Origin of the sequence: Evansella vedderi, assembly GCF_030813435.1 — a bacterium.
Taxonomy (GTDB): Bacteria; Bacillota; Bacilli; order Bacillales; family Salisediminibacteriaceae; genus Evansella; species Evansella vedderi.
The window spans coordinates 357,768-379,377 of record NZ_JAUSUG010000001.1; the positions used below are offsets into that span (position 1 = coordinate 357,768).

Genomic DNA, 21,610 nt, shown 5'->3' on the forward strand with positions numbered 1-21,610 from the left:
AAAAGGAGTCGTGAAGGTTGGTAAACACAAAAACAAGTAATCAAGAAAATCTAACCAATAGATTGCTAGAGATTCGAAAAGAGCTTCATCGCTTTCCTGAAGTAAGCTCAAAGGAATTTAAAACGACGGAACGTTTAAAGGAATGGCTAACAGAGGTAGGGTACTCTATTTTACCACTGGATGTGGAAACGGGATTAGTTGCGGAAATCAGTGGGGCTTTAGCAGGTCCAACGGTTGCCTATCGTACGGATATTGATGCTTTACCCATCCAAGAAGAAACAGGCCTATCCTTTGCTTCAACGATAGAAGGAGTTTCCCATGCTTGTGGCCATGACATGCATATGACCATTGCCCTTGGTGCAGCATTCACATTAGCGGAAAAGAGGGATCAACTGAAAGGGACTGTGCGTTTTATTTTTCAGCCGGCAGAAGAAACGACTCAAGGAGCAAGACAGTTAATAGAGGCTGGATTGTTTGAAGATGGGAAAATTCAGGCAGTGTTTGGAGTCCATAACCAACCAGGTATTCCTGCAGGAAAAGTGGGGGTCACGGATCATCATTTAATGGGAGCTGTGGACACAATCAAGATTAAGGTGACGGGACATAGTGGACATGGGGCCATTCCCCAAAATGCTGTAGATTCCGTAGTGGCAGGATCGGCCATTGTTATGGGATTACAGTCAGCCGTGAGCCGAAATATGGATCCATTCGAACCAGTTGTCGTAACCATTGGCTCCTTCCATTCGGGAACAACACATAACGTTATTGCCGGAACGGCGGAATTATTAGGAACAGTCCGTAGTTTCAATCCAAAAGTACGTGCGCAGCTTCCTAGTTTAATAGAAAGAATTGCAACGGATATTGCAAAAGGGTACGGAGCGGAAGCTAAATTAGACTTTATTCCACAAGTCCCAGCTATTGATAATGACGCCACCATGACCGGTATCGTTCAAGAAGCAGTGAGTGAGGTTCTTGGGGAAGGGGCCGTTGTGAAACCGGAGCCTACCCTAGGGGGAGAAGATTTTGCCCTCTATCAACAGTATGTACCTGGATGTTTTTTCTGGGTAGGGACAGGAAGTGAAGAAAAGGGTGTCACGAAGCAGTGGCATGATCCGGCATTTTTAGTGAATGATGAGGTTATTCCTGATGCCGTAACCATAGTTGTTAAAACGTTGGAGAAGGCGTTAGATCATTTTCAATGGAATAAATAGGATAGGGAGGAATTTAAGATGGTAACTACTTATCAAAACTACATCAATGGGAAATGGATTAATTCCGAATCCGGGGAAACGTACACCAGCATTAATCCAGCCAATACAGAGGAAGTATTGGGATATTTCCAAAGCTCCACTGTGGAGGATGTAAAAAAGGCAATTGATGCTGCCAGCGAGGCCTTTCCTGCTTGGTCAAAAACGGCAGTACCCGTTCGTGGAGATATATTATTTCGGTTAATGCAAGAATTGGAGCAGGAAAGGGAAGTTCTTGCTGAAATTATTACGAAGGAAGTTGGTAAGTCCCTCCGTGAAGCGAGAGGCGAGGTAGAAAAAACCATTCAGGCTATGAAGCAGTTTAGTGGGGAAGCGACTAGACTAACGGGAGAAACGATTCCTTCCTATGATCCTAATATTTTCGGCTATACCGTTAGGGAGCCACTTGGAGTGGTGGGGGTTATTGCTCCATATAATTTTCCGTTGGGGATTGGAATTTGGAAGATAGCCCCCGCTATCGTAGCAGGAAATACGGTAGTCTTTAAACCAGCTAGTAACACTTCGTTAATTAGTATTAAGATTATGGAGTTATTTGAGAAGTCAGGTGTGCCAGAGGGTGTCCTCAACATGGTTACTGGCTCCGGATCCGTTGTGGGGAGAGAGTTCGGAGAGAATCCACATCTTAAGGCCGTTTCCTTTACAGGTTCATCCGATGTTGGAATTGCCCTCGGAAAGGCAGTAACTGCCCGTGGTGGCAAAATGCAGGCAGAAATGGGTGGGAAAAATCCATCCATTGTTTTAGAGGATGCCGATTTAGATAAGGTAGCAGAAAGCTTAGTACTGAGTGGCTTCTTAGATAATGGGCAACGCTGTACTGGAACAAGCCGCTTAATCGTTCTACGATCCATTGCGGAAGAATTGACGGAAAAACTTGTTGAGAAAGCTCGTCAGGTGGTCGTTGGTAACGGTTTTGATGAAGGGGTGGATAATGGTCCAGTCATTGATGAATCTCAACTTAATGTGTACTTGCATTACGTTAACACTGCCATTGAAGAAGGGGCCAAATTGGAATTTGGGGGCAAGCGTCTGACGGAAAATGGATTGGATAAAGGATATTTCGTTGCGCCTACCGTATTTAGTCATGTAACGGAAGAGATGACCATTGCGAAAGAAGAAATCTTCGGCCCCGTCATTGCCGTTATGGAGGTAGACTCTTACGAAGAAGCCATCCGTGTGGCCAACAATACGGAATTTGGCTTGTCATCCTCCATTTACACAAAAGATTTGCAAAAGGCCTTTGATTTTGTCCGACGAATTGAGTCAGGGGTCACCCATGTGAACGTACCATCCAACTACTTTGAAAATCAGTATCCATTCGGTGGTAAGAAAACATCCAGCATCGGACCACGTGAACAAGGGAGCACCGCTCTCGACTTCTGGACAGATTACAAAACCGTTTACATCAACCCAAACTATTAGGATGTAAGAGCCGAGGAGACTACCGGACCGCGCAGAAAGAGAGCGCCTGAAGCGTTGCCCGCGGAACCAGGACGGTGACATTACGCCGTTGGCCACAAGCGGGACCTGAGGCGCTTCCTCGAGTAGTTTGCGTCGAGTAATCGCAGACGCAGGACATGGGCTGTCCATAGGCGTAATTGGTCCGCCTGTAACGTATCCAAGTGTAATATATTCAGCTAAAAAACAATCTTTTAGAAATCAACTTTGAAAAAAGGGGAGATAGGCTTGGATGAAAGACGGAAAGTAGGTGTAGTTGGCTGCGGTGCCATGGGACGGGGGATCATTAAAAACCTCGTCCTTGGTGGCTATGAGGTTTATGCCTTTGACGTAAATGAGGCAGCCATGAATTCGGTGAAGGAGCTAGGAGCACATCCGATTCAAGAAAAAGAACAGATGTATAGTTTAGTTCACTATTTAATTACTTCCTTGCCAACGCCACAGTTAGTAGAAGAAACGATTACAGGGAAAAATGGAGCCATTCATTTTATGGAGAATGGCAGTTATATCCTTGATGTCAGTACAACGGATGTGGAAACAACAAGAAGAATCTATCAGGAAGCAAAAGGGAAGGGAATATCCTTTTTCGATTGTCCGTTAAGTGGCGGGCCAGAGGGAGCGGATAAAGGGGAGTTAACCATTATTGTTGGCGGTGATGAAGCTACGTATGCTACTATTTATCCCCTTTTGTCTGCCATTGGAAAAGAAATTGAGTACATTGGCGACTCTGGAACTGGTCAAGTGATAAAACTCTGCAACAACATGGTAGTAGCAGGTATTGTGACCTTGCTAAGTGAGGCTTTGCTTACAGGCGTGAAATCTGGAGTTCCTGCTGAGAAGATAGCCAGTATGTTTCAAAAGGGTTCAGCCCATACAAAGGTCATGTCGGTGTTTGGACCTAATCTCATTAGCGGGGACCATGAAAATGTAAAGTTTATGCTTCAGCACATGTCGAAGGACATTCAATTATATATGGATCTAGCTAAGAAAGAAAAGATCCCGACCTTTTTCAGTGCTACAGTAGATCAGTTTTTTACTATTGCCAAAAATAACGGGAAAGGAGCATTAGATACCACTGCTGTTAGTCAAGTATTAGAAGATTTAGCTGAATCTACTATTGTACCAAAATAACGAAGAGGAGGAATTTATATGTCAGAAGAAAGAAAGAATCTTTGGAAAGACTGGCGATTACATGCAATCGTTCTAGGGATTGTTTTACTTACAGAATTGATTGGAACTCACCAGTTCCAAGTAGGTCCTGGTGTTATTCTATTACTGCCTATGCTTTATGCCATTATTATCGGTCTTGCCTTATACTTCACACCAATTGTAAAAGAAAAACAATCCAAGAATGCTGAACCTCTTATTGTGTTAGGAGTAACCTTACTTATTGCCAAAATCGGGGTCATAATTGGACCATCTTTGCCGCAAATTATAGCTGCAGGTCCGGCATTATTATTACAGGAATTTGGTAACTTAGGAACGATATTTTTCGCTTTACCCATTGCCATATTTTTGGGGCTAAAGCGGGAAAGTATCGGTATGACGCACTCCGTTGCCCGTGAGCCTAACGTTGGTCTCGTGATGGATAAGTTTGGTTTTGACTCCCCAGAAGGACGGGGTGTAATGTCTATTTACATTTTCGGTACAGTATTTGGTGCTGTATTTATGGGTTTAATCGCTGGATTCCTGGCCACGCTCACACCACTGCATCCATTATCTTTTGCCATGGCATCAGGTATTGGTAGTGGAAGTATGATGGCCGCTGCAAGCGGATCTCTTGTAGCCGCCTTCCCTGGAATGGAAAATGATATTGTTGCCTTTGCTGGAGCTAGTAATCTACTATCCTTATCCACGGGACTATATATGAGTATTTTTATTGGTTTACCATTAACAGAAAAGTTGTATAACGTTTTAACAAGAAGAAAGCAGAAAAAAGAAGAAATGAAACAAGAGAAGGGGGCGTAATACTATGCTGAAAAATATTCAAGAGTGGACATTATTATTAAGTATTTTTGGTATTGTTGCCCTTCTAGGTAACTGGATAGGCTATAATGTATTACCTCTAGATGCTTTACTAGGAATGATTGTACTTGTTCTTATTTGTCTTGCAGGCTTAATCATTCAAAAGATTATGCCAGGTAATATTCCAAGTGTAGCCTACGTTGCCATTGTGGGTATTCTAGTATCCATGCCGTGGATGCCAGGATCAGCAAAGGTTGTAGAGTGGACAACTAGTGTAAACCTTCTTGCCCTTGCTACACCGATCCTCGCTTATGCAGGTATTGCCATCGGTCGATCTTGGACAGACTTTGTTAAGCTGGGCTGGAGAAGTATAGTTGTGGCCGTGTGTGTTCTCCTAGGAACATTTATAGGTTCAGCATTAATAGCAGAAGTTGTTTTAAGAATGCAAGGGATTATATAAGTTTTCGAGATAAAAGAAAGGAAGGGGGGGACAAGGTATCCCTTCCTTCCTTTCTTTTTATAGTTGAGGTAGCTTAATTTTAATACGTAATTTTAACAGAATAAAAGTCAATATTAGCAATGGAATTTGCAATGTAATGTAACTAAATAAAATACGCTTCCATGGATTACTCAAAATTTCAGCGTAATTTAAATCTATTGGGAACACATTAATTAAAAATAATGTAAGGAGAACCTCAAATAGACCTAAGGCTATAAACGCAGTTAACGTAAGGAATAGACTTTTAAGAACCTTGAATCGGAAGAGTATAACAAGCAGTAAAAAGAATATTCCAAAGGTTAAAAACGGTTTATAGGAATTCTCAAAATACATACTTAATAAAAATGCAAATCCCCCGTGTATAAATGCAAATAAAATTAAAGGCTTCAGTTTATCTCGAATGGAAATCCCAAATAAGACAAAAAGAAATAAAGGTAAAATGAATGCTTCAGGAACGGATAATAAGAAATAGCTGTACCAAGACAAGATGCTCACTCTCTTTTCTTATTTTATTTAGTCTAAACTTAAAATTTATGAAAACATACAACCTACTCTTAATTGTTTTTATTATCTGGGAGTTTTGGTTGGTAGTATGTTAAAGTTGATGCAGAACTAATATCTGCTTTCGCAACAAGGATAATAAATGTGACTATTGCACTAACAAAAACTTTTAAAAGTCTTTTCATTACGTCATTGTCCCCCTCGTTAATCGTTTTTCAATGTGATCAACCATTTTATATGTTAATGGATGAATACTGCTTAATTGTGCAATAAATCCTAAGTTCGATGCTAGTATCCATTCCTGAATGCCATAATTAGCAAAGAAATAATACATTACCATTCCCCAGAAGAATATTGCAAAGAATGAAAGTTTCCGTAGTGTATTTTGTTGTTTGACACTTATTTTCTTGTAAAAATGGTTAGAAGGGGCATAGAAATATGCTAGGATTATACCATAAACAATAGAAAAAGATAATATCCATAAATAGAACTCCCCGGTAAATATATTTACTAGTTTTGTAGATAAATAGGATATAGTGAGGAAAATGACTACACCTGCAAAAAGGCAACGAGAATAAGTAGAATAGTGATGTCCCCCTGTTATGGACCGGAAAATAACAAAGGTCGCGATGGCCCATACCATTGGCTGAAAGAAGCCGAAAGAATATGCTAACCCTAGTAGAGCAACAAATTTAAGGAAGGAACCAAGCATGATTTCTATTCCATAACGGACATATTCTACTTCCTGATTACGGTCTGATAAATGGCACAATAAAACCGCTATTCTATGACTTATATGGGTGATCATTTTATTTACTCCTTGGCAATTGAACCTCAATTACAATTAGTGAATCCTCGCTGGAGCTCTTTAAAATCCCGTTATATTTTTTTGTGATTTCCTGGATGATTGTTAAACCATAGCCTCTATTGTGTACTGATTTTGTAGAATATCCCAGTTCAAAAAATTTATCATCCAAGCTTTTATTTAAACTTGAATTTTTCACGGTAAGGAGATAAGCATCTTTGGTTTCTGTCATCGTCAAAACTATTTTTTGTTCTTCTTTAGGCATTTCCATTGTTGCTTCATAGGCATTATCTAATAAATTACTAATTAATCGAATCAAGTCTGTTGACGATAGTTTATTTGTGAATGCTTCACTTTTAATGTTAAGTATAAAGGGTATTTGTTCCTTTGAATATTTATCCATTTTTGTATACAGCATAGAAGAAAGAACCGGGTTCTTAATATTTAGTGCTTCATTATTAATTTGTACATCACCAACGACATTTTTTATATAGTCAGCTGCAGGTGAATATTTCCCAATTTTTATCAAACCAGCAATGACGGTTAAATGGTTATTAAGGTCATGACGGTCGGATCGAACGGATGTAACTAGAGCTCGGAATTGTTCTGCATGCGTATTTTCCGTTAAGGAAATCTTTCGTTTCTCCTCTTTGGCGTTCATAAATGCTAGCAAAACAAGACAAAATACATTTAGAAAAAACATAAAAATCAAATGGATTGGAATACCGATAACTTCAATACTGTCTTTGAAAGCGGTTTTGGACACAATCAAAAATATATTTAATACTATTTGAAATAGAATCATTAAAATCAGGATAGTTATATACATGGGCCATTTGGTCAAAGGACATGAGTTGTTATAGTAACCTTTGACTCCTCCTTGGTCTACACATCTATATATAATGATATCACAAGGGGAGGCCTGTCACCACCAATAAAAGTGCTCGCCACTAAATTCCACCGATCCTCTAGGTAAAGGGATCCTATAATTCTACCGATTGAATAAAAATACAGTTGATTGTTTAAGTTTTATGTAATGTTATACGAAGAAAAATAGATGAAAGTTAGGGAGAAAGAATGAATACAGAAAAGAAGCTAATAAGTCTTATTAATTCCGTTAGGGTGTTGAATTCCACACGTGACCTAGATACCGTGTTGAACCAATTAATTAAAGAAGTATTAAATGTCATTGAAGGTTCCAACGCTAGTGTGTTGTTTTTATATGATAAAAAGATCAATAAGTTGTATGCCAAGGCTGCTGCTGGCTTTGATATGAAATATTTAAAGCATATTTTATTGGAGCCTGGAGAAGGGATGAGCGGCAGAACGTTCCTTTCTCAAAAAGGCAGAATTTTTCATTCCAAGGAAGATACAACAAAAGGGATGAAAGATGTAAGTGAGGAAATTCTAGACTTATATGGAAAATCATTAGGTGGGTTTCAATATCCATCTAGTGCTATTTGTGTTCCCCTTATGTCGAATGAAGAATGTATAGGGGTATTAACGGTAGATATTTACGATAAGGAAAATGAATTTAATGAGGATGACTTGAAACTGTTAGAAACATTTGCTGTTCAGGCAACAGTAGCAATTGAAAATGCTACGTTATTTTCAAAGAATGAACGTACCCAGAAAATGCATGAGGAATTATCGAAGGTTTCCTTGTCACAGGGGGGCTTATCGGAAATAACGAAAGCATTATCTGGAATTATAGAGGCAAAAGTGGCCGTGTACAATGAATATTTCGATGTTCTTGTTTCATCCTCCAGTGAGGCAGGAGATGTGGCTGCCGCAGTGGTTCAGCATTTTCCTGAGCTTATGCAACGTGTTATTCATCATGAACGAACAGTGATCTATGAGAAAATACAGCTTTTTAATAACGATAAAGGAGTTTACTTTTTTCCCGTATATGCAGATAAATATATTATTGGTTTACTGGCGATCTTCCTGGATGGGGGTGACATACTAGATCCTCTCGACATGTTTGCCGTGGAGCAAGCGTCTGTTATTTTCGCCCTAGAAATGAATAGAAGGGAAAGTACAGCAATAAAGGATCTGAAATATTCCGGATATGTCCTCGATCAATTACTTCATCGTGAGTTGAATGAACTTTCATTAAACCAATTAGCAAAGCTTCATATAGATGAGAGTGAGAAATATCAGTTTGTGGCTGTAAAATCATATATGAATGAAGCTCTATTATCGATTAAAGAAATTTCAGAAAAGAAACACCTGCTCCTAAGGGCGATTAATAGGGAGATTTTGAAGCTCCCCTTTAAGACATTTGTGTTAGATAAAGATATTGAAATCATCTGTATGTTTGTTTTTCCCCTCCATTTTACAGAGGAAAACATCTATAAAGAAATAAAGAAAGTATATTCATCGATTCAAGGACATGCCCAAGAAAAATTTCATTTATCTCTTCTAATAGGGATGGGACGAATCGTTACTAGCCTTCAAGAAGTCAAAGCATCTTATCGTGATGCAGAAAAGTGTGTGGATTATTTACAATCATCTAATTTAAAGAGTACGTTTCTTGCTTATCATCAATTAGGAATACAGCGGCTATTCTTAAAAACGGAGAAGAGTGAGTTAAATGACTTTGTAAAGGATACCCTCGGACCTATTATTGCGTATGATGAGCGAAATGAAACGGACCTCCTTGAAACCTTAAAGGTTTATTTAGAATCGAACCAAAATATGGCTCAAACAGCGAAGAAAATGTACGTGCATACGAACACCATTAAATACCGTTTAAAAACAATTAATCAAATTTTACAAATAGAATCATTATCTGGAAGGATTGCTTTTGATTTACAGCTAGCCCTATATATTCAGGAGTATGTACCTGTCTAATTGTTGGTTTCAGACAAAGGGTTGTGTAGAAGTTTGTCGATATCGCCTATTAATATCCGTAAGGCTTTATCGTATAATCACAATATGCAAAAGAAAGAAAATTTTGAAAAAGCTTTAAAGGGGATAAGAGTACGATGTCGACTGTTATACAGCTAGATAAGTTCTATACAGCATTAGTTTCAGAATATGACAAAGCACTTAATCATTCCGGTATTAATGGAGAGAGAGTAGCGGAAAGACTAACGAAACTTTCACAAATCGGTTTAACGGAGCAAGGTGGCTCTAGAAGAATCGCTTTTACACCAGAAGAAAGGCAAGCAAAAGAGCTGGTGAAGGAGTGGATGAAAGAGGCTGGTTTGGACGTACGAGAAGACGGAGCGGGAAATGTTTTTGGCTTATTTGAGGGAAAACAACAAAAGCCAGTTGTATTATCCGGTTCTCACGTTGATAGTGTACCAAATGGAGGTCATTTCGATGGTCCCCTTGGGGTCTTAGCTGCGTTAGAAGTTGCCCAAGCATGGAGAGATTCGGATTATCAACCGGATTATTCCTATGAAGTTGTTATCTTTTCTGATGAGGAAGGTGCCAGATTCAATGGTGGATTAACGGGAAGTCGTGCAATGACAGGAGACATTGACATTGCTAAACAAAAGCACTTAAAGGATTTTGATGGGAAATCCTTTGAAGAAGTTATTGTAAGTGACGGATTAACGATGGAAGGTTTTCAACATGCCGAACGAGATCTTTCGGACGTTGCTGCTTTTGTTGAGGTCCATATTGAGCAAGGGAAACGATTGGAGAAAGAAGACTTACCCGTTGGTATTGTAACAGGTATCGCCGGTCCAACTTGGCTAAATATAGCGTTTGTTGGAGAAGCTGGACATGCCGGCAATACACCGATGAATGATCGAAAGGATGCTTTAGTAGCTGCAAGTGAATTTGTTGCAAATGTACCTAACTTTCCGTCACAGGTGAGCGATTCCGCAGTGGCTACCGTTGGGAAATTAGAAGTTTTTCCAAATGGTGTCAATGTGATACCTGGGGAAGTAAGGTTAACTGTAGATATAAGGGATATCCATGAACATACGAAAGATCAGGTTGTTACTTCAATTATACAGACTGCTGAAGAAATTGCAGCAGATCATCAAATAGAGGTACAAGTAAAGACAACGATGAATGTTCAGCCTGTAGCGGTGAAGGAAGAGATGCAGGAAAAAGCGGCCTTATCAGTACAAGAAGCACTTGGTATTCAGCCTTTCCACCTGCCAAGTGGGGCTGGGCACGACGCCATGGCCCTAGGACGGTATGTACCAATGGCAATGTTATTTACTCGAAGTAAGGATGGTATTAGCCATAATCCAAAGGAATGGTCATCACTAAATGATTGTGTCAAAACTATTCATGTATTAAAAAACTATCTAGAGAAACTCTGTCAAGAATAAGAAAGGAGAAATAAAAAAATGAAAAATTACAAAGGATTAATATATGCTTGTTTATTAGCAGTCATCGTATTATTTACGGCATGTTCCAATGAAGGTCAAGCAGACCAAAATGGTGAAGCGGATGAAGAAACGGAAAATGGAGCAACATATGAATGGAAATTAGGATGGAATTCTGGTTTAGAAGGTGACACAAAAGGGGAAGCGGCAATTGCTTTTAAGGAATACGTTGAAGCGGAATCTAATGGACGTATTTCAATTGAATTTTTCCCAAATGAAACGTATGCATCATCACCAGAAATGATCGATGCGGTTCAGCTAGGTGCACTTGAAATGGCGATTCCAGGTGCAAATGAATTAGCAAATATTATTCCTCAATATTCGGCTCTATCACTGCCGTTCTTAGTAGAAACTCCAGAGGAAGCCTACGCTGTATTAGATGGAGCCGTTGGAGAGCAATTAAAAGAACTTAGCCAAGACCATGGTTTTGTGGCACTTACAGATGTAGACCTTGGTTTTACTCAAATTACAAACAATGCACGACCAATCAATACACCTGAAGACTTAAGAGGAATGAGTATCCGTTCCCCTAATGATGTTAGTTTAATTGAAACATTTAGAGCATTCGGATCTTCCGTATCTACGATGGCCTATACAGAAATTTATAGTGGACTAGCTCAAGGGGTTATTGATGGACAATTTAACCCATTGATAAATATCTATGATCAAAACATGCAAGAAGTTCAAGATTATTTAGCTATTACAAACCATACGTACTACTACTGCTACATGATTATTAATCAAGATGTATTTAACAGTTTAGATGCTGAGCTACAAGAAATTGTACGTAAAGGTGCTGAATTAGCAAGAGACGCTTCCCGTGCCGTTGTGGAAGAAAGTGATGCATACTATCTTGAGAAAGCACAAGAGGACTTCGTAGAAGTAACCTATCCTGACCTAACCTTATTCCAAGAAGCGGTTCAACCTGTTTATGAGGAATTGGAAAGTGTAATGGGAGCAGAAATCATTAACGACATTCAAGCATTCTTAGAACAGTATCGTAATTAATCAAATAGTTTTTATCATGGGGGCCTATTGTAGGATAGGCCTCATTTTCTACGAGAGGTGTTATTTATGGAACCTGGAAAGAAGAGAAGGTCATTTAACTTCATAGACAAAACCGTCCAAATACTTGATTTAGCAGCATGTGGATTAATGGCCCTTCTAACCCTTGTTGTGTTCAGTGAGGTATTAAGTCGATATGTTTTCAATTATCCCCTTGTTTTCTCGAACGAGTTAACCCAACTATTATTTCCATGGACGATCTTTTTGGGGATTATTGCTGTAACAAAAAACGAGGGTCATCTTTCTATTACCTTTTTTCGTGAATTACTGCCAAAAGCAATGCAAAAATTGGCCTTTATTTTTTCCAAGCTAGTCATGCTTTATTTTTCTTTCTATATGTTGGTTTCTAGTTATAACCTTGCACAGACGGTTTCCAATCAGGTACTGCCAATGTTAAGGATTTCAAGAGCCTGGTTATTCTACTCCGTAGTTGTATCCTTTGCGGCAATAACGATTATTCTCATCTATCAACTAGTCCTAATTTTCATGAATAAGCTAGAGCCGCCAAGAGAGGAGGATTTGTTAGATGATATGGATAATGCTCGCTAGTTTTTTAGTATTGATTGTACTTGGGGTTCCGATTGCTTTTGCTATGGGAGCATCTGCATTAATGTACATTATGGTTGCAGGAATCCCCCTTGAGATGGTAGCACAGCGCTTCTTCTCCAATACTCAGTCCTTTGCCTTCTTGGCAATTCCGTTCTTTATTTTAGCAGGGAATTTAATGATTTATGGTAATATAGCTAAACGAATTATTGATGTAGCTGACTCCATGGTTCGGCAGCTTCCTGGGGGATTAGGATGTGTCTCTGTTGTAACCAGTATGGGAATGGCTGGTGTATCAGGGTCGTCAGTAGCGGATGCAGCCTCCACGGGAAGTGTATTAATTCCTGAAATGAAGCGAAAGGGGTACAAGCCCTCTTTTGCCGCAGCAATAAATGCATCTAGTTCTGTTGTTGGTATCATTATTCCTCCTAGTAGTACCATGATTATTATTGCTTGGTTAGCAAACCTTTCCGTAGCAAAAATGTTTTTAGCTGGAGTTATTCCTGGTATTTTAATTGGACTTATTTATTTAATAACAACCGTACTTATTTCATTGAAGAGAGGGTACCCAAGAGAGAGTAAGCCATCTTTCATGGAATTTATCATTAGCATTAGAAGAGCATTTTGGGCGCTGTTGCTGCCGATTTTATTAATTGGAGCAATTGTCTTTGGTGTCGCAACGGCTACGGAAGCCGCAGCTTTAGCGGTGGTCTATGCCCTATTGGTAGGGGTGTTCGTGTATCGAAGCTTAAACGGGAGAAATATTTTACGATCCATTCGTGAAACGGTTCATGGTACTGGTATTGTTATGATCACTGTCTGTGCCTCCATGATCTTCACCTGGGTTTTGATCACAGAAGGAATACCAAGAATGATAGCCGATCTATTAGGCTCTCTGGGATTACCAGCTTGGGGCTTATTACTAGTCATCGTTGGGATCATGCTCATAGCAGGTATGATCATGGAACTGGTTCCGAATTTGTTCTTATTTATTCCAATATTTTTCCCAATTGCCACGGAGCTTGGAATGGATCCTATTCAATTTTCAATCGTCATGCTAGTTAGCTTAGCATTAGGAATGTTTACCCCACCAGTAGGGGCAACATTATTCATCTCCTGCTTCATAGCAAAAATAGGAATCGAAAGGACAATCAAGGACATTTTTCCGTACTTTATAGCAGGTATCATCGTTGTTCTTCTAGTAACATTTATACCAGCATTAACATTGTGGCTGCCTGGTTTGTTTTAGTAGTGGTTTTGGTGGTGCCTGACCCCCGGTTCGAATGGGAAAAAACTATATTAAAAAAAGAAGCACGGGAACAGTCCGAGTGGCAATGTGCTGAGCCGTTACCATCTTTTAAAAGCTTGATATGAGCGGGTTTCTCATATCAAGCGCACAACGAGAGCAGCCATTGCAACAAAGTTTATCGACTTTTTCACTGGTTTCGAATCGTCCCCGTGCTTGCTACATAATGCGACGGCTTTATTTTTTTCTGTTTGGTTCATCACGGAAGATCCGGTTAGGTCGCCTGTTACATTAAGGACGGTACATCCCATACCTACTAATGCATCAATAGCTACTAACAGGGCAACGGCTTCCATTGGTAAACCGAGTTGCACGAAAACGGTGGAATTCATGACGACACCTGCAGTTCCCACAGATGCCAATGTTCCAACTTTAAAGTGCAGCGCCTTTTCCGCCGTCGACGTTAACGGAGGTACCGGTTACATAGGAGGCTGCGCTTGAGACAAGGAATGTAATGACTTTTGCTGCTTCATCTGTATTTCCGATTCTTCCTAATGGTATGTCGTGGCTAGGTTTTTTAGCAAACTCGTCCCATGTGAGTTCAGGAGCTTGTTTCTTCCACATTTTTTCAATTTGATCACTTCTTATTAAACCAATACACACCGTATTGACGCGAATATTATCTTTTGCTAGATCCTTACTCATTGCTTTTGTTAGGGCCAAGCCAGCTGCGCGACTGACGTTCGTTGGCAGTCCTCCAGCTGGGGGTGTTTTTGCACTAGATGTAGTGATATTAAGGATGGATGCACTATCTGATTTTCTTAAGTAGGGAAGTGCATGCTTGGAGCAATGAATCGCCCCAAATAACTTTAAATCTATGTCTTGGTGCCATAGTTCTGTTTCCACTTGTTCGAAGGCTTTGGCGTTAGCTGTTCCTGCATTATTGATAACTATATCTAACTGCCCAAAGTGTTCAGCAGCTTGATTCACGGCGCGCTTGCAATCGTCCTCTATTGAAACATCCCCTTGAATGGGTAATACTTCAGTATTTGTTTTTTCAGTAATGTAAGCTACTGCCTTTTGTAAATTTTCCTCGTTTCGTGCAACGATAGCTACTTTTACACCCTCATAACCTAATTGCAGTGCAGTTTCTAAGCCAATTCCTTTGCTTCCTCCAGTGATGAGTGCTACTTTTCCATTTAGTCCTAGTTCCATTATGTATTAACCCCTTTCTGATTTTGATTGCTAAAAGAGTTTTCGTGTTAAGCTTAGTATAACAAACGGTTTAGGTGCCAGTCACTGCTCGAGATTTGTCGAATGAAGTGCCACTATTACTTGATGAAAAGCATCAAAGTTATATTCTTTCCTTTGACTCTTTAATATAATTCCAGGCCATGATAAAATTATATAAAAATTCAGAATGTTACGAAGGTGGTGATTTTGATTTGCTAAACTTCCATAATAACTATGAGAATGCCATGTCTATGCCTGCTTCTCTTCAAGAAGAGTTTGAAGCAATTCTTGATTCTTCCTTTGATGGTATTCATATTACTGATGGACAAGGGGTTACTCTTTTTTATAATAAAGCTTGTGAAAGAATTGAAGGGTTGAATAAAGAAGAAGTGATAGGTGTAAATGTACAACGTCTTGTGGATCAAGGTGTTTATCCCAATTCATTGGCCCTTAAAGTTTTAGAAACGAAAATGCCTATGACCCAGCTGCAAAAAGTAAATGGTAAAGAAATTATGGTATCTGCTAAGCCAATTTTTATAAATGGTCAAATAACAAGGGTCGTAATGAACTCTAGAGATATTACTGAATTAAATCTACTAAAGCAGGAATTGTCCCATGAGAAGATGATAAAAGAGCAATACCAAACGGAGTTGGAGTTTATCCGAACAGAAAAAATGCCTTCCCATATTGTATGTGAAAGCCTCGAGATGCAAAAAATGATGGATCTTATTTTCACGGTATCTAATGTAGATTCTTCAATTTTAATTCAAGGGGAATCGGGTGTGGGAAAAGAGGTTATAAGTAGATTTATACACAAAAAAAGCAAACGGAAAGAGGGTCCATTTATAAAAATCGATTGTGGGGCAATTCCAGAAAATCTATTAGAGTCAGAGCTCTTCGGGTATGAAAAGGGAGCGTTTACTGGAGCAGATAAAAACGGAAAGGTGGGCTTAATAGAATTAGCTCATGGAGGGACGTTATTTCTTGATGAAATAGGAGAACTACAGCTTTCATTACAAGTTAAGCTACTACGAGTACTCCAAGACAGGGAAGTTGTAAGAGTTGGGGGAAAAGCACCGATAAAAGTAGATATCCGGATTATTGCAGCCACAAATAAAGAGTTAGAAAAAATGATAAAGGATAAAACCTTTAGAGAGGACCTATATTACCGATTGAATGTCGTTCCTCTTAATGTACCTCCTCTCCGTGAAAGGAAGAGAGATATTTATCCGTTAATCCAAAAGGTACTGAAAAAATTCAACGAAAAATATTCTTTACAGAAAGAGATTCATCCGGACGCCATAAAATTGTTAATTGATTATGAGTGGCCAGGAAATATTCGTGAACTAGAAAATGTAATCGAGCGTCTTGTTGTCACTTCAAAGGATAATACCATTGATCTAGAACGATTACCTGCAAATATGAAGAGAGAAAATAAATTTTATAAACCGGATTCCCAATTGTCATATAAAGAAGTCATGGAAGCCTATGAAAGAGAGTTTTTGAAGGAAAAATTAGCTAAAGTAAAAAATATCGCTAGAATGGCAGAGGAATTAAAAATTGATGAAAGCACTGTAAGAAGAAAATTAAAAAAGCTAAACATCCCCGTGAAAAGTGTGATTTAAATGCTGTTACACTTTTTCAAGAGGATGTTTTTTTTAGCTAAAACAATATATGCATGAATAAAGCAACGACTGGTATTGCAATTAATGTTCTCATAAAGAAGATAATGACTAGATCTTTCACCTTAACTGGCAGTTTTGTCGACAACATAACGGCTCCTGTTTCTGAGAAGAAAATAATCTGTACCATCGATAAAGCTGTAATAAAGTAGGCTGCTTTAATGTCTATAGTTCCTATTAAGTCGGCAATCATTAATACTGGAAGAAACATTTCTGCGAGTCCCACAGTTATGGCTGGGGCTATCTCCATTGCATTAGGAACAACGAAAAGCTGAAGGATAGGTACAAATAATAAACCGATCCAGTTGAAAATCGGTGTATACTCAGCAATGATCAGGCAAGTAACCCCGATAGCTGTTAACATACAAAGTACCTTTGGCAGAACAGCAAGACCATCCTTTAAACTACGCCCCGTTTCTTTAAAAACATTATCTGCCTTGTAGCCATTTTCTGCAGCACGGTAAACAGCTTTTTTCATGATTTTTCGATCAAACTTGCTTTCTTTTAATCTTTCTTCCACTGATTGTTCTTTCCCATTATGAAATACATCTGCTTTTTTAGATAATGGTGGCAGTCTTACCATAACGGCAGAAACAATAAAGGCAATTAGAAAAGAAGAAAAGTAAACTTTTAGAAAATGATCCATTAAACCGGCTGTAGATATTACCACGGCAGCAAAGCCAATACTTACTGCACTGAAACTAGTAGCGATGGTGGCTGCTTCTCTTCTAGTATACTCATTACTTTTATACAGATTGCTAGTAATGATAACAGCTACAGAAGAAGAACTTACAAACGATGCAACTGCATCAACAGCACTTTTACCAGGTACTTTAAACACCGGTCTCATAATTGGTTGCATGAGCGTCCCGACAAAATCTATTCCTCCATATTTTAAAATTAGTGGAATAAAGATGGCCCCTAATGGAATGATCCAAAAAACTTGTACGGCAATACTCGACATTACGCCCCCAGTATCACCCCCAACGATCATTTCAGGACCTGTAAATCCTGGGAACGTTGTGTGTAAGGTAAATAGAATAGCGTAGAAAGCACCTAAGGAATAAATAAACAGGTGTATTAGTGTATCGTCTTTGAAATACTGATAAACTTTTGTGTTTTCGTGTGCAAAGAATTTTCCATAAATACTAGCGCAAGCATTTCCTAATGTAAGGATAGCAATCATCCAAATACCAGCGATACCGAATAGTTCAATAAGGTATTTATAAATATAACCAAATAGAATTTCCGTTTCACCGTTAATGGTAAGTGGGACGAAAAAAATCATGATTGCTATAAAAGAATAAAAAGTACACCTAATTAGGCCCCTAATATATTCCTTATTTCCTAATTTTAAGTCAGAAGAACGATCTACATATAATTCAGAGGGTGAAAATTCATTATTACCAGGAATTGGTTTCATAAAGTCACTCCCAAATTAGATTAGTTATACCCTTACACTTTATTTTCAATAGACGATTGAAATGTAACCGCTTCCGTTTCTCTGTTATTTTTGTACTTTTCCTTCCACCATGGTTGTTCGCAAATTCTTCCAAGGAATTCTATCACTGTTTGTGCTGCTAAATAAGAAGTGATTCCTGTTCCCACATCCAGTTGAGGTGCAACTTCAACCATTTCGTAACCTACGATAGGGTTTCGTTCGGCAATGGCTCCTAAGGAATCTCTTAGCTCGTTATAGAGGAATCCTCCAGGTTCGGCTGAAACGCATCCAGGTACTAGTGTACTGTCAAAAGCATCTATATCTATTGTTACATAACAAGGTTCTCCCTCCGGAACGACTTGAGCTATGTTTTTCGGACCGATTTCGCGGTATTCGTCCATTCCAACTACTCTATTTCCTGCAGCAATGGAGTCCAAAACACTAGTATCTCTAATGCTTCTTATACCGATTTGTGTCAGGCTCTTAACGTGAGGCATCTGACTAATATGCCTGAAAGCGTGCATGTTTGTATATTGGTATCCGTCATAAATTGGAGCAAAATCAGAATGGGCATCGAAATGGATTACATGGATCGGTTGGCTGATTCCTCTTACGATGGGGTACGTGATAGAATGATCACCGCCTAACGTAATTAACATCCGATTTTTCTTCATGACAGTTTCTACCATTTGTGTAATGCGGTGAAAAGTACCTTCCACATCCGTTGGAATTACATTAACATCGCCAATATCAACTATGCGACCTCTGCTCAACTCTTCTTTGAGGAGAATCTTTTTCAACTCATAATCGTAGTAGCCATTTCTACTAAACCGGAGTGAGTGCTCACGAATAGTCCTTGAACCAAAGCGAGAGCCGGGCATATAAGGACAACCTTCATCAAATGGAACTCCCATTACTGCGATGGTAGGATTCAGTTTTTCTAAGTCACCTAACTCAGTTACTAATTTTGATCTTAGAAAAGTTGGTATTCCTGAAAATGGATAAACAATATCTTCTGGTATTGGGTTGTTTCTTTCTTTCATTTTTTCTCCTCCTTATTTTCGTTTTCATAGTCTTACTAAAAGTATAATGCAAACCTTGTGCCAAAAAACAGAAAATAAAGAATGTTCAGAAATAAGTGTGGGTATTTCGGTGGTTTCTGTGCTTCTTTGAAAAAGCGTGGGGACTCGACCCTTCCACGACAAATATGCAAATTTACATGTAATAATAGTTTGGTGATAAAACTTAAGTCATTAAAGAGATGGTTAGGGTAGGAGGTTTGATGCATTCGTGCAAATTTGCATGAGTGAAGGCAAGTGTGCCGGGTGCCGAAGACAGGAGTATATATTGGTATTGGGAAGAGATATGTGTTATTAACAGGGGCCTAGTAGGCAATTGGAGTATCGCAAGGGCTTGACCATAAATCACTTGATAGACTTGTCGATAGAGAGTGTTTTGAAGGGATAAAAGCCCTGCCCTTCAAATTTCTTACTTTTTAAAAAAAGTATTGTAATTTAATTTTTTAATTGATAAAATTTAATAGCTAATACCTAGTGTTAAAGTAACTCTCTTGATTGTCAGAATATTACGACTAATCGTTGCGTTGAAATCTTATGAGTTTTTGAACAATGAAATTATTCATAATTTTTATCATTGCATGATTCCTGCGCAGCGACTTTCTGACTTTCAAAAAAAGAAAAACAGGAGGAGATGAAAATGTCACAAAATCTTGAAACGGCTCAAGGTAGAGAATTTTGGGCGACCCGTTGGGGGTTTATTCTTGCTGCGGTTGGATCTGCTGTTGGTTTAGGAAACATTTGGGGTTTCTCTTACCAATTAGGAAGTAACGGTGGTGGAGCATTTTTAATTATTTATTTAGCTTGTATTTTATTCATTGGTTTTCCACTAATGATGTCGGAGTTTATGATTGGACGACGTGCTAAAAGCGATGCAGTAGAGTCATTCCATAAAATAGCACCGGGTAAAAAGTGGTATATAGCTGGAGGTATAGGGGTTGCAGCTGCCTTCTTCATTATGTCTTTCTACTCCGTTATTGCTGGGTGGACATTAAAATATTTTACAGTGTATTTAACTGGTGGTGTTGGAACAACGGATGTTGGTGAAGCTACAGGTTACTGGGCTTCATTTGCAGGAAACAGCGTTGAACCGCTTATTTGGCACTTTATCTTTATGCTCCTTGTAGTAGGGATTGTTAGTTTAGGTATTAAGAAAGGTATTGAAAAAGCAAATAAATTTATTTTACCTACACTTGGTTTGTTGATCTTATTCTTAGCTATTTATAGTTTAACTTTAGGCGGAACACGTGAAGCTTTAGATTTTATGTTTGTTCCAGATTGGGCAGCGGCTTTTACTAATCCAAGTGTGTTCGCGATGGCAATGGGTCAAGCGATGTTTACTCTTAGCTTAGGTATGGGTGCAATGATTACGTACAGTAGTTATATTAAGCAACAGCAAAAATTACCTAAAGCTGCTGGGACGATTGTTACATTAGATACCCTATTTGCTATTTTTGCTGGTTTAATGATTTTCCCTGCTTTATTCGCTTTTGGTGGTGAGCCAGCTGGAAGTGTAGGCTTAGTATTCTTCGCATTACCAACTATTTTTGAAAGCATGGGTGGGTTTGGAATTGTATTCGGTATACTATTCTTCTTCATGTTAGCGATCGCAGCCCTTTCCTCTGCTATTTCACTAATAGAGGTAGCTGTTGCTTATTTCATGCGAAAATTAGGATGGGCCCGTCAAAAAGTAACAATCTTACTAGGATCCCTTATTTTTATAGCGGGTATCCCAGTTTCCTTAAGCTTTGGTCCATTAGCTGATTTTACAATTTTCCGTGATTACAATTTCTTCGGATTTGTTGAATTATTTGCATACAAGTTATTCTTACCGATTGGTGGTCTAATCATCGTACTATTTGTTGGTTGGGGATGGACGCGAAGAGAAGTATATGAGAACTCAGATTTTGCTGATAACGGATTGTTTAAAACATTCTTCTTCGTGTTACGTTACATCGTACCAGTAGGAATGGCCATCATTATTATTCACACAATCGCTACTAGCTTCTTCTAGGAGCGTGCCTGTCACCACCGGATTTTGTCGATAGAATGGAAGATTCCTATTATTGATGTATGATTCAAAACTGCGTAGTACATGGCCAGGAGGCATTCCGTCAAGTAAACCAATTGACGGAATGCCTCTTATTGTTTAGGTGTTTTATAAAGGCTCATGCTAGATGTGAAAGAAGAGGTTGCACCATACGTTGAATTACTAATCGTTGCTTTTCCACAGGAAGGAATCCTGTCCTTTCCAAATGGGGAAGCTGGGAAGCCAGCGAACTTTATCATCCTTGGGGCGGAAAACGAATATGAAGCCATCCGCAAACAAGCAGCCGTTCGCTACTCCATCCGAAACGGCAAGATCATCGCAGAAACGAAACTATCGGAAACCATGATCCAACTGGATGGAAAACAAGAAACAGTTGATTTTAATAAATAAAGGATTTAGAGTGCTCCCCGCCAAGTTTGTTGG

Annotated in this window: 20 protein-coding genes and 1 pseudogene; 13 read left to right on the forward strand and 8 right to left on the reverse strand. The window is 39.0% G+C overall.

What is annotated here, in order from left to right:
- Positions 1 to 17: 17 nt before the first annotated feature.
- The 5 genes from J2S74_RS01730 to J2S74_RS01750 all read left to right on the forward strand — a co-directional run bounded on the left by J2S74_RS01730 (position 18) and on the right by J2S74_RS01750 (position 5,148).
- Complete coding sequence (locus J2S74_RS01730; RefSeq protein ID WP_307321024.1) at positions 18 to 1,211, forward strand: M20 metallopeptidase family protein; 1,194 nt, start codon at positions 18 to 20, stop codon at positions 1,209 to 1,211.
- Between the two features lie 18 nt (positions 1,212 to 1,229).
- Complete coding sequence (locus J2S74_RS01735; protein WP_307321026.1) at positions 1,230 to 2,687, forward strand: aldehyde dehydrogenase family protein; 1,458 nt, start codon at positions 1,230 to 1,232, stop codon at positions 2,685 to 2,687.
- Between the two features lie 264 nt (positions 2,688 to 2,951).
- Positions 2,952 to 3,854 (forward strand): NAD(P)-dependent oxidoreductase, encoded by a 903-nt coding sequence (locus J2S74_RS01740; protein ID WP_307321028.1) that lies wholly within the window; start codon positions 2,952 to 2,954, stop codon positions 3,852 to 3,854.
- A gap of 18 nt (positions 3,855 to 3,872) precedes the next feature.
- Complete coding sequence (locus tag J2S74_RS01745; protein WP_307321030.1) at positions 3,873 to 4,691, forward strand: DUF3100 domain-containing protein; 819 nt, start codon at positions 3,873 to 3,875, stop codon at positions 4,689 to 4,691.
- Positions 4,692 to 4,695: 4 nt separating this feature from the next.
- Positions 4,696 to 5,148, forward strand: a complete 453-nt coding sequence (locus J2S74_RS01750) for a hypothetical protein (protein WP_307321033.1) — start codon at positions 4,696 to 4,698, stop codon at positions 5,146 to 5,148.
- A gap of 57 nt (positions 5,149 to 5,205) precedes the next feature.
- Here J2S74_RS01750 and J2S74_RS01755 read toward each other — a convergent pair whose 3' ends face one another.
- The 4 genes from J2S74_RS01755 to J2S74_RS01770 form a co-directional block, all read right to left on the reverse strand.
- A complete protein-coding gene (locus tag J2S74_RS01755; protein ID WP_307321036.1) occupies positions 5,206 to 5,673 on the reverse strand; it encodes a hypothetical protein in 468 nt (155 codons plus the stop codon).
- A gap of 68 nt (positions 5,674 to 5,741) precedes the next feature.
- Positions 5,742 to 5,873, reverse strand: a complete 132-nt coding sequence (locus J2S74_RS01760) for a cyclic lactone autoinducer peptide (RefSeq protein ID WP_307321038.1) — start codon at positions 5,871 to 5,873, stop codon at positions 5,742 to 5,744.
- Positions 5,873 to 6,496, reverse strand: a complete 624-nt coding sequence (locus J2S74_RS01765; RefSeq protein WP_307321040.1) for an accessory gene regulator B family protein — start codon at positions 6,494 to 6,496, stop codon at positions 5,873 to 5,875. The genes J2S74_RS01760 and J2S74_RS01765 overlap by 1 nt, the downstream gene beginning before the upstream one ends.
- 1 nt (position 6,497) lies before the next feature.
- Positions 6,498 to 7,298 carry a sensor histidine kinase gene (locus tag J2S74_RS01770; protein WP_307321043.1) on the reverse strand — a complete coding sequence of 267 codons (801 nt, stop codon included), beginning with the start codon at positions 7,296 to 7,298 and terminating at the stop codon, positions 6,498 to 6,500.
- 272 nt (positions 7,299 to 7,570) lie between these two features.
- On the opposite strand from J2S74_RS01770, the gene J2S74_RS01775 reads away from it, so the two are divergent.
- From J2S74_RS01775 to J2S74_RS01795, 5 genes are all read left to right on the forward strand, one after another.
- On the forward strand, positions 7,571 to 9,349 hold the full coding sequence (locus J2S74_RS01775) for a helix-turn-helix domain-containing protein (RefSeq protein WP_307321045.1): 1,779 nt from the start codon (positions 7,571 to 7,573) through the stop codon (positions 9,347 to 9,349).
- Between the two features lie 134 nt (positions 9,350 to 9,483).
- On the forward strand, positions 9,484 to 10,791 hold the full coding sequence (locus J2S74_RS01780) for a Zn-dependent hydrolase (protein WP_307321047.1): 1,308 nt from the start codon (positions 9,484 to 9,486) through the stop codon (positions 10,789 to 10,791).
- Positions 10,792 to 10,809: 18 nt separating this feature from the next.
- Complete coding sequence (locus tag J2S74_RS01785) at positions 10,810 to 11,856, forward strand: TRAP transporter substrate-binding protein (protein WP_307321049.1); 1,047 nt, start codon at positions 10,810 to 10,812, stop codon at positions 11,854 to 11,856.
- Positions 11,857 to 11,922: 66 nt separating this feature from the next.
- Positions 11,923 to 12,462: a TRAP transporter small permease gene (locus J2S74_RS01790; protein WP_307321051.1), complete on the forward strand. Its 540-nt coding sequence runs from the start codon at positions 11,923 to 11,925 to the stop codon at positions 12,460 to 12,462.
- Positions 12,440 to 13,708 carry a TRAP transporter large permease gene (locus J2S74_RS01795; RefSeq protein WP_307321054.1) on the forward strand — a complete coding sequence of 423 codons (1,269 nt, stop codon included), beginning with the start codon at positions 12,440 to 12,442 and terminating at the stop codon, positions 13,706 to 13,708. Before J2S74_RS01790 ends, J2S74_RS01795 begins: the two co-directional genes overlap by 23 nt.
- 134 nt (positions 13,709 to 13,842) lie before the next feature.
- On the opposite strand, the gene J2S74_RS27375 is transcribed toward J2S74_RS01795, so the two are convergent.
- Together J2S74_RS27375 and J2S74_RS01805 are read right to left on the reverse strand one after the other, a co-directional pair.
- On the reverse strand, positions 13,843 to 14,118 hold the full coding sequence (locus J2S74_RS27375; protein ID WP_370875931.1) for a cation:dicarboxylate symporter family transporter: 276 nt from the start codon (positions 14,116 to 14,118) through the stop codon (positions 13,843 to 13,845).
- Between the two features lie 19 nt (positions 14,119 to 14,137).
- Complete coding sequence (locus J2S74_RS01805) at positions 14,138 to 14,920, reverse strand: SDR family NAD(P)-dependent oxidoreductase (protein WP_307321057.1); 783 nt, start codon at positions 14,918 to 14,920, stop codon at positions 14,138 to 14,140.
- A 230-nt stretch (positions 14,921 to 15,150) separates the two neighbouring features.
- On the opposite strand from J2S74_RS01805, the gene J2S74_RS01810 reads away from it, so the two are divergent.
- Entirely contained in the window at positions 15,151 to 16,563 is a 1,413-nt protein-coding gene (locus J2S74_RS01810; protein ID WP_307321060.1) for a sigma-54 interaction domain-containing protein, read from the forward strand.
- Positions 16,564 to 16,600: 37 nt separating this feature from the next.
- Here the strand turns inward: J2S74_RS01810 and J2S74_RS01815 are convergent, their stop codons facing one another.
- Positions 16,601 to 18,043: a YjiH family protein gene (locus J2S74_RS01815; protein WP_307321062.1), complete on the reverse strand. Its 1,443-nt coding sequence runs from the start codon at positions 18,041 to 18,043 to the stop codon at positions 16,601 to 16,603.
- Positions 18,044 to 18,075: 32 nt separating this feature from the next.
- The gene (locus J2S74_RS01820) at positions 18,076 to 19,104 is read right to left on the reverse strand and encodes an arginase family protein (RefSeq protein WP_307321064.1); all 1,029 of its coding nucleotides are present in this window, start codon (positions 19,102 to 19,104) and stop codon (positions 18,076 to 18,078) included.
- Between the two features lie 673 nt (positions 19,105 to 19,777).
- Here J2S74_RS01820 and J2S74_RS01825 point away from each other — a divergent pair.
- Positions 19,778 to 21,151 (forward strand): sodium-dependent transporter, encoded by a 1,374-nt coding sequence (locus J2S74_RS01825; RefSeq protein WP_307321065.1) that lies wholly within the window; start codon positions 19,778 to 19,780, stop codon positions 21,149 to 21,151.
- 246 nt (positions 21,152 to 21,397) lie between these two features.
- Positions 21,398 to 21,577, forward strand: a pseudogene (locus J2S74_RS01830) (cytosine deaminase); the annotation flags it as partial.
- Positions 21,578 to 21,610 lie beyond the last annotated feature (33 nt).

Coding starts and splice junctions, on each gene's coding strand:
- J2S74_RS01735 (WP_307321026.1), top strand. CDS start 1,230: ATGGTAACTACTTATCAAAACTACATCAATGGGAAATGGATTAATTCC.
- J2S74_RS01745 (WP_307321030.1), top strand. CDS start 3,873: ATGTCAGAAGAAAGAAAGAATCTTTGGAAAGACTGGCGATTACATGCA.
- J2S74_RS01750 (WP_307321033.1), top strand. CDS start 4,696: ATGCTGAAAAATATTCAAGAGTGGACATTATTATTAAGTATTTTTGGT.
- J2S74_RS01760 (WP_307321038.1), bottom strand. CDS start 5,873: ATGAAAAGACTTTTAAAAGTTTTTGTTAGTGCAATAGTCACATTTATT.
- J2S74_RS01765 (WP_307321040.1), bottom strand. CDS start 6,496: ATGATCACCCATATAAGTCATAGAATAGCGGTTTTATTGTGCCATTTA.
- J2S74_RS01770 (WP_307321043.1), bottom strand. CDS start 7,298: ATGATTCTATTTCAAATAGTATTAAATATATTTTTGATTGTGTCCAAA.
- J2S74_RS01775 (WP_307321045.1), top strand. CDS start 7,571: ATGAATACAGAAAAGAAGCTAATAAGTCTTATTAATTCCGTTAGGGTG.
- J2S74_RS01780 (WP_307321047.1), top strand. CDS start 9,484: ATGTCGACTGTTATACAGCTAGATAAGTTCTATACAGCATTAGTTTCA.
- J2S74_RS01785 (WP_307321049.1), top strand. CDS start 10,810: ATGAAAAATTACAAAGGATTAATATATGCTTGTTTATTAGCAGTCATC.
- J2S74_RS01790 (WP_307321051.1), top strand. CDS start 11,923: ATGGAACCTGGAAAGAAGAGAAGGTCATTTAACTTCATAGACAAAACC.
- J2S74_RS01795 (WP_307321054.1), top strand. CDS start 12,440: ATGATATGGATAATGCTCGCTAGTTTTTTAGTATTGATTGTACTTGGG.
- J2S74_RS01805 (WP_307321057.1), bottom strand. CDS start 14,920: ATGGAACTAGGACTAAATGGAAAAGTAGCACTCATCACTGGAGGAAGC.
- J2S74_RS01815 (WP_307321062.1), bottom strand. CDS start 18,043: ATGAAACCAATTCCTGGTAATAATGAATTTTCACCCTCTGAATTATAT.
- J2S74_RS01820 (WP_307321064.1), bottom strand. CDS start 19,104: ATGAAAGAAAGAAACAACCCAATACCAGAAGATATTGTTTATCCATTT.
- J2S74_RS01825 (WP_307321065.1), top strand. CDS start 19,778: ATGTCACAAAATCTTGAAACGGCTCAAGGTAGAGAATTTTGGGCGACC.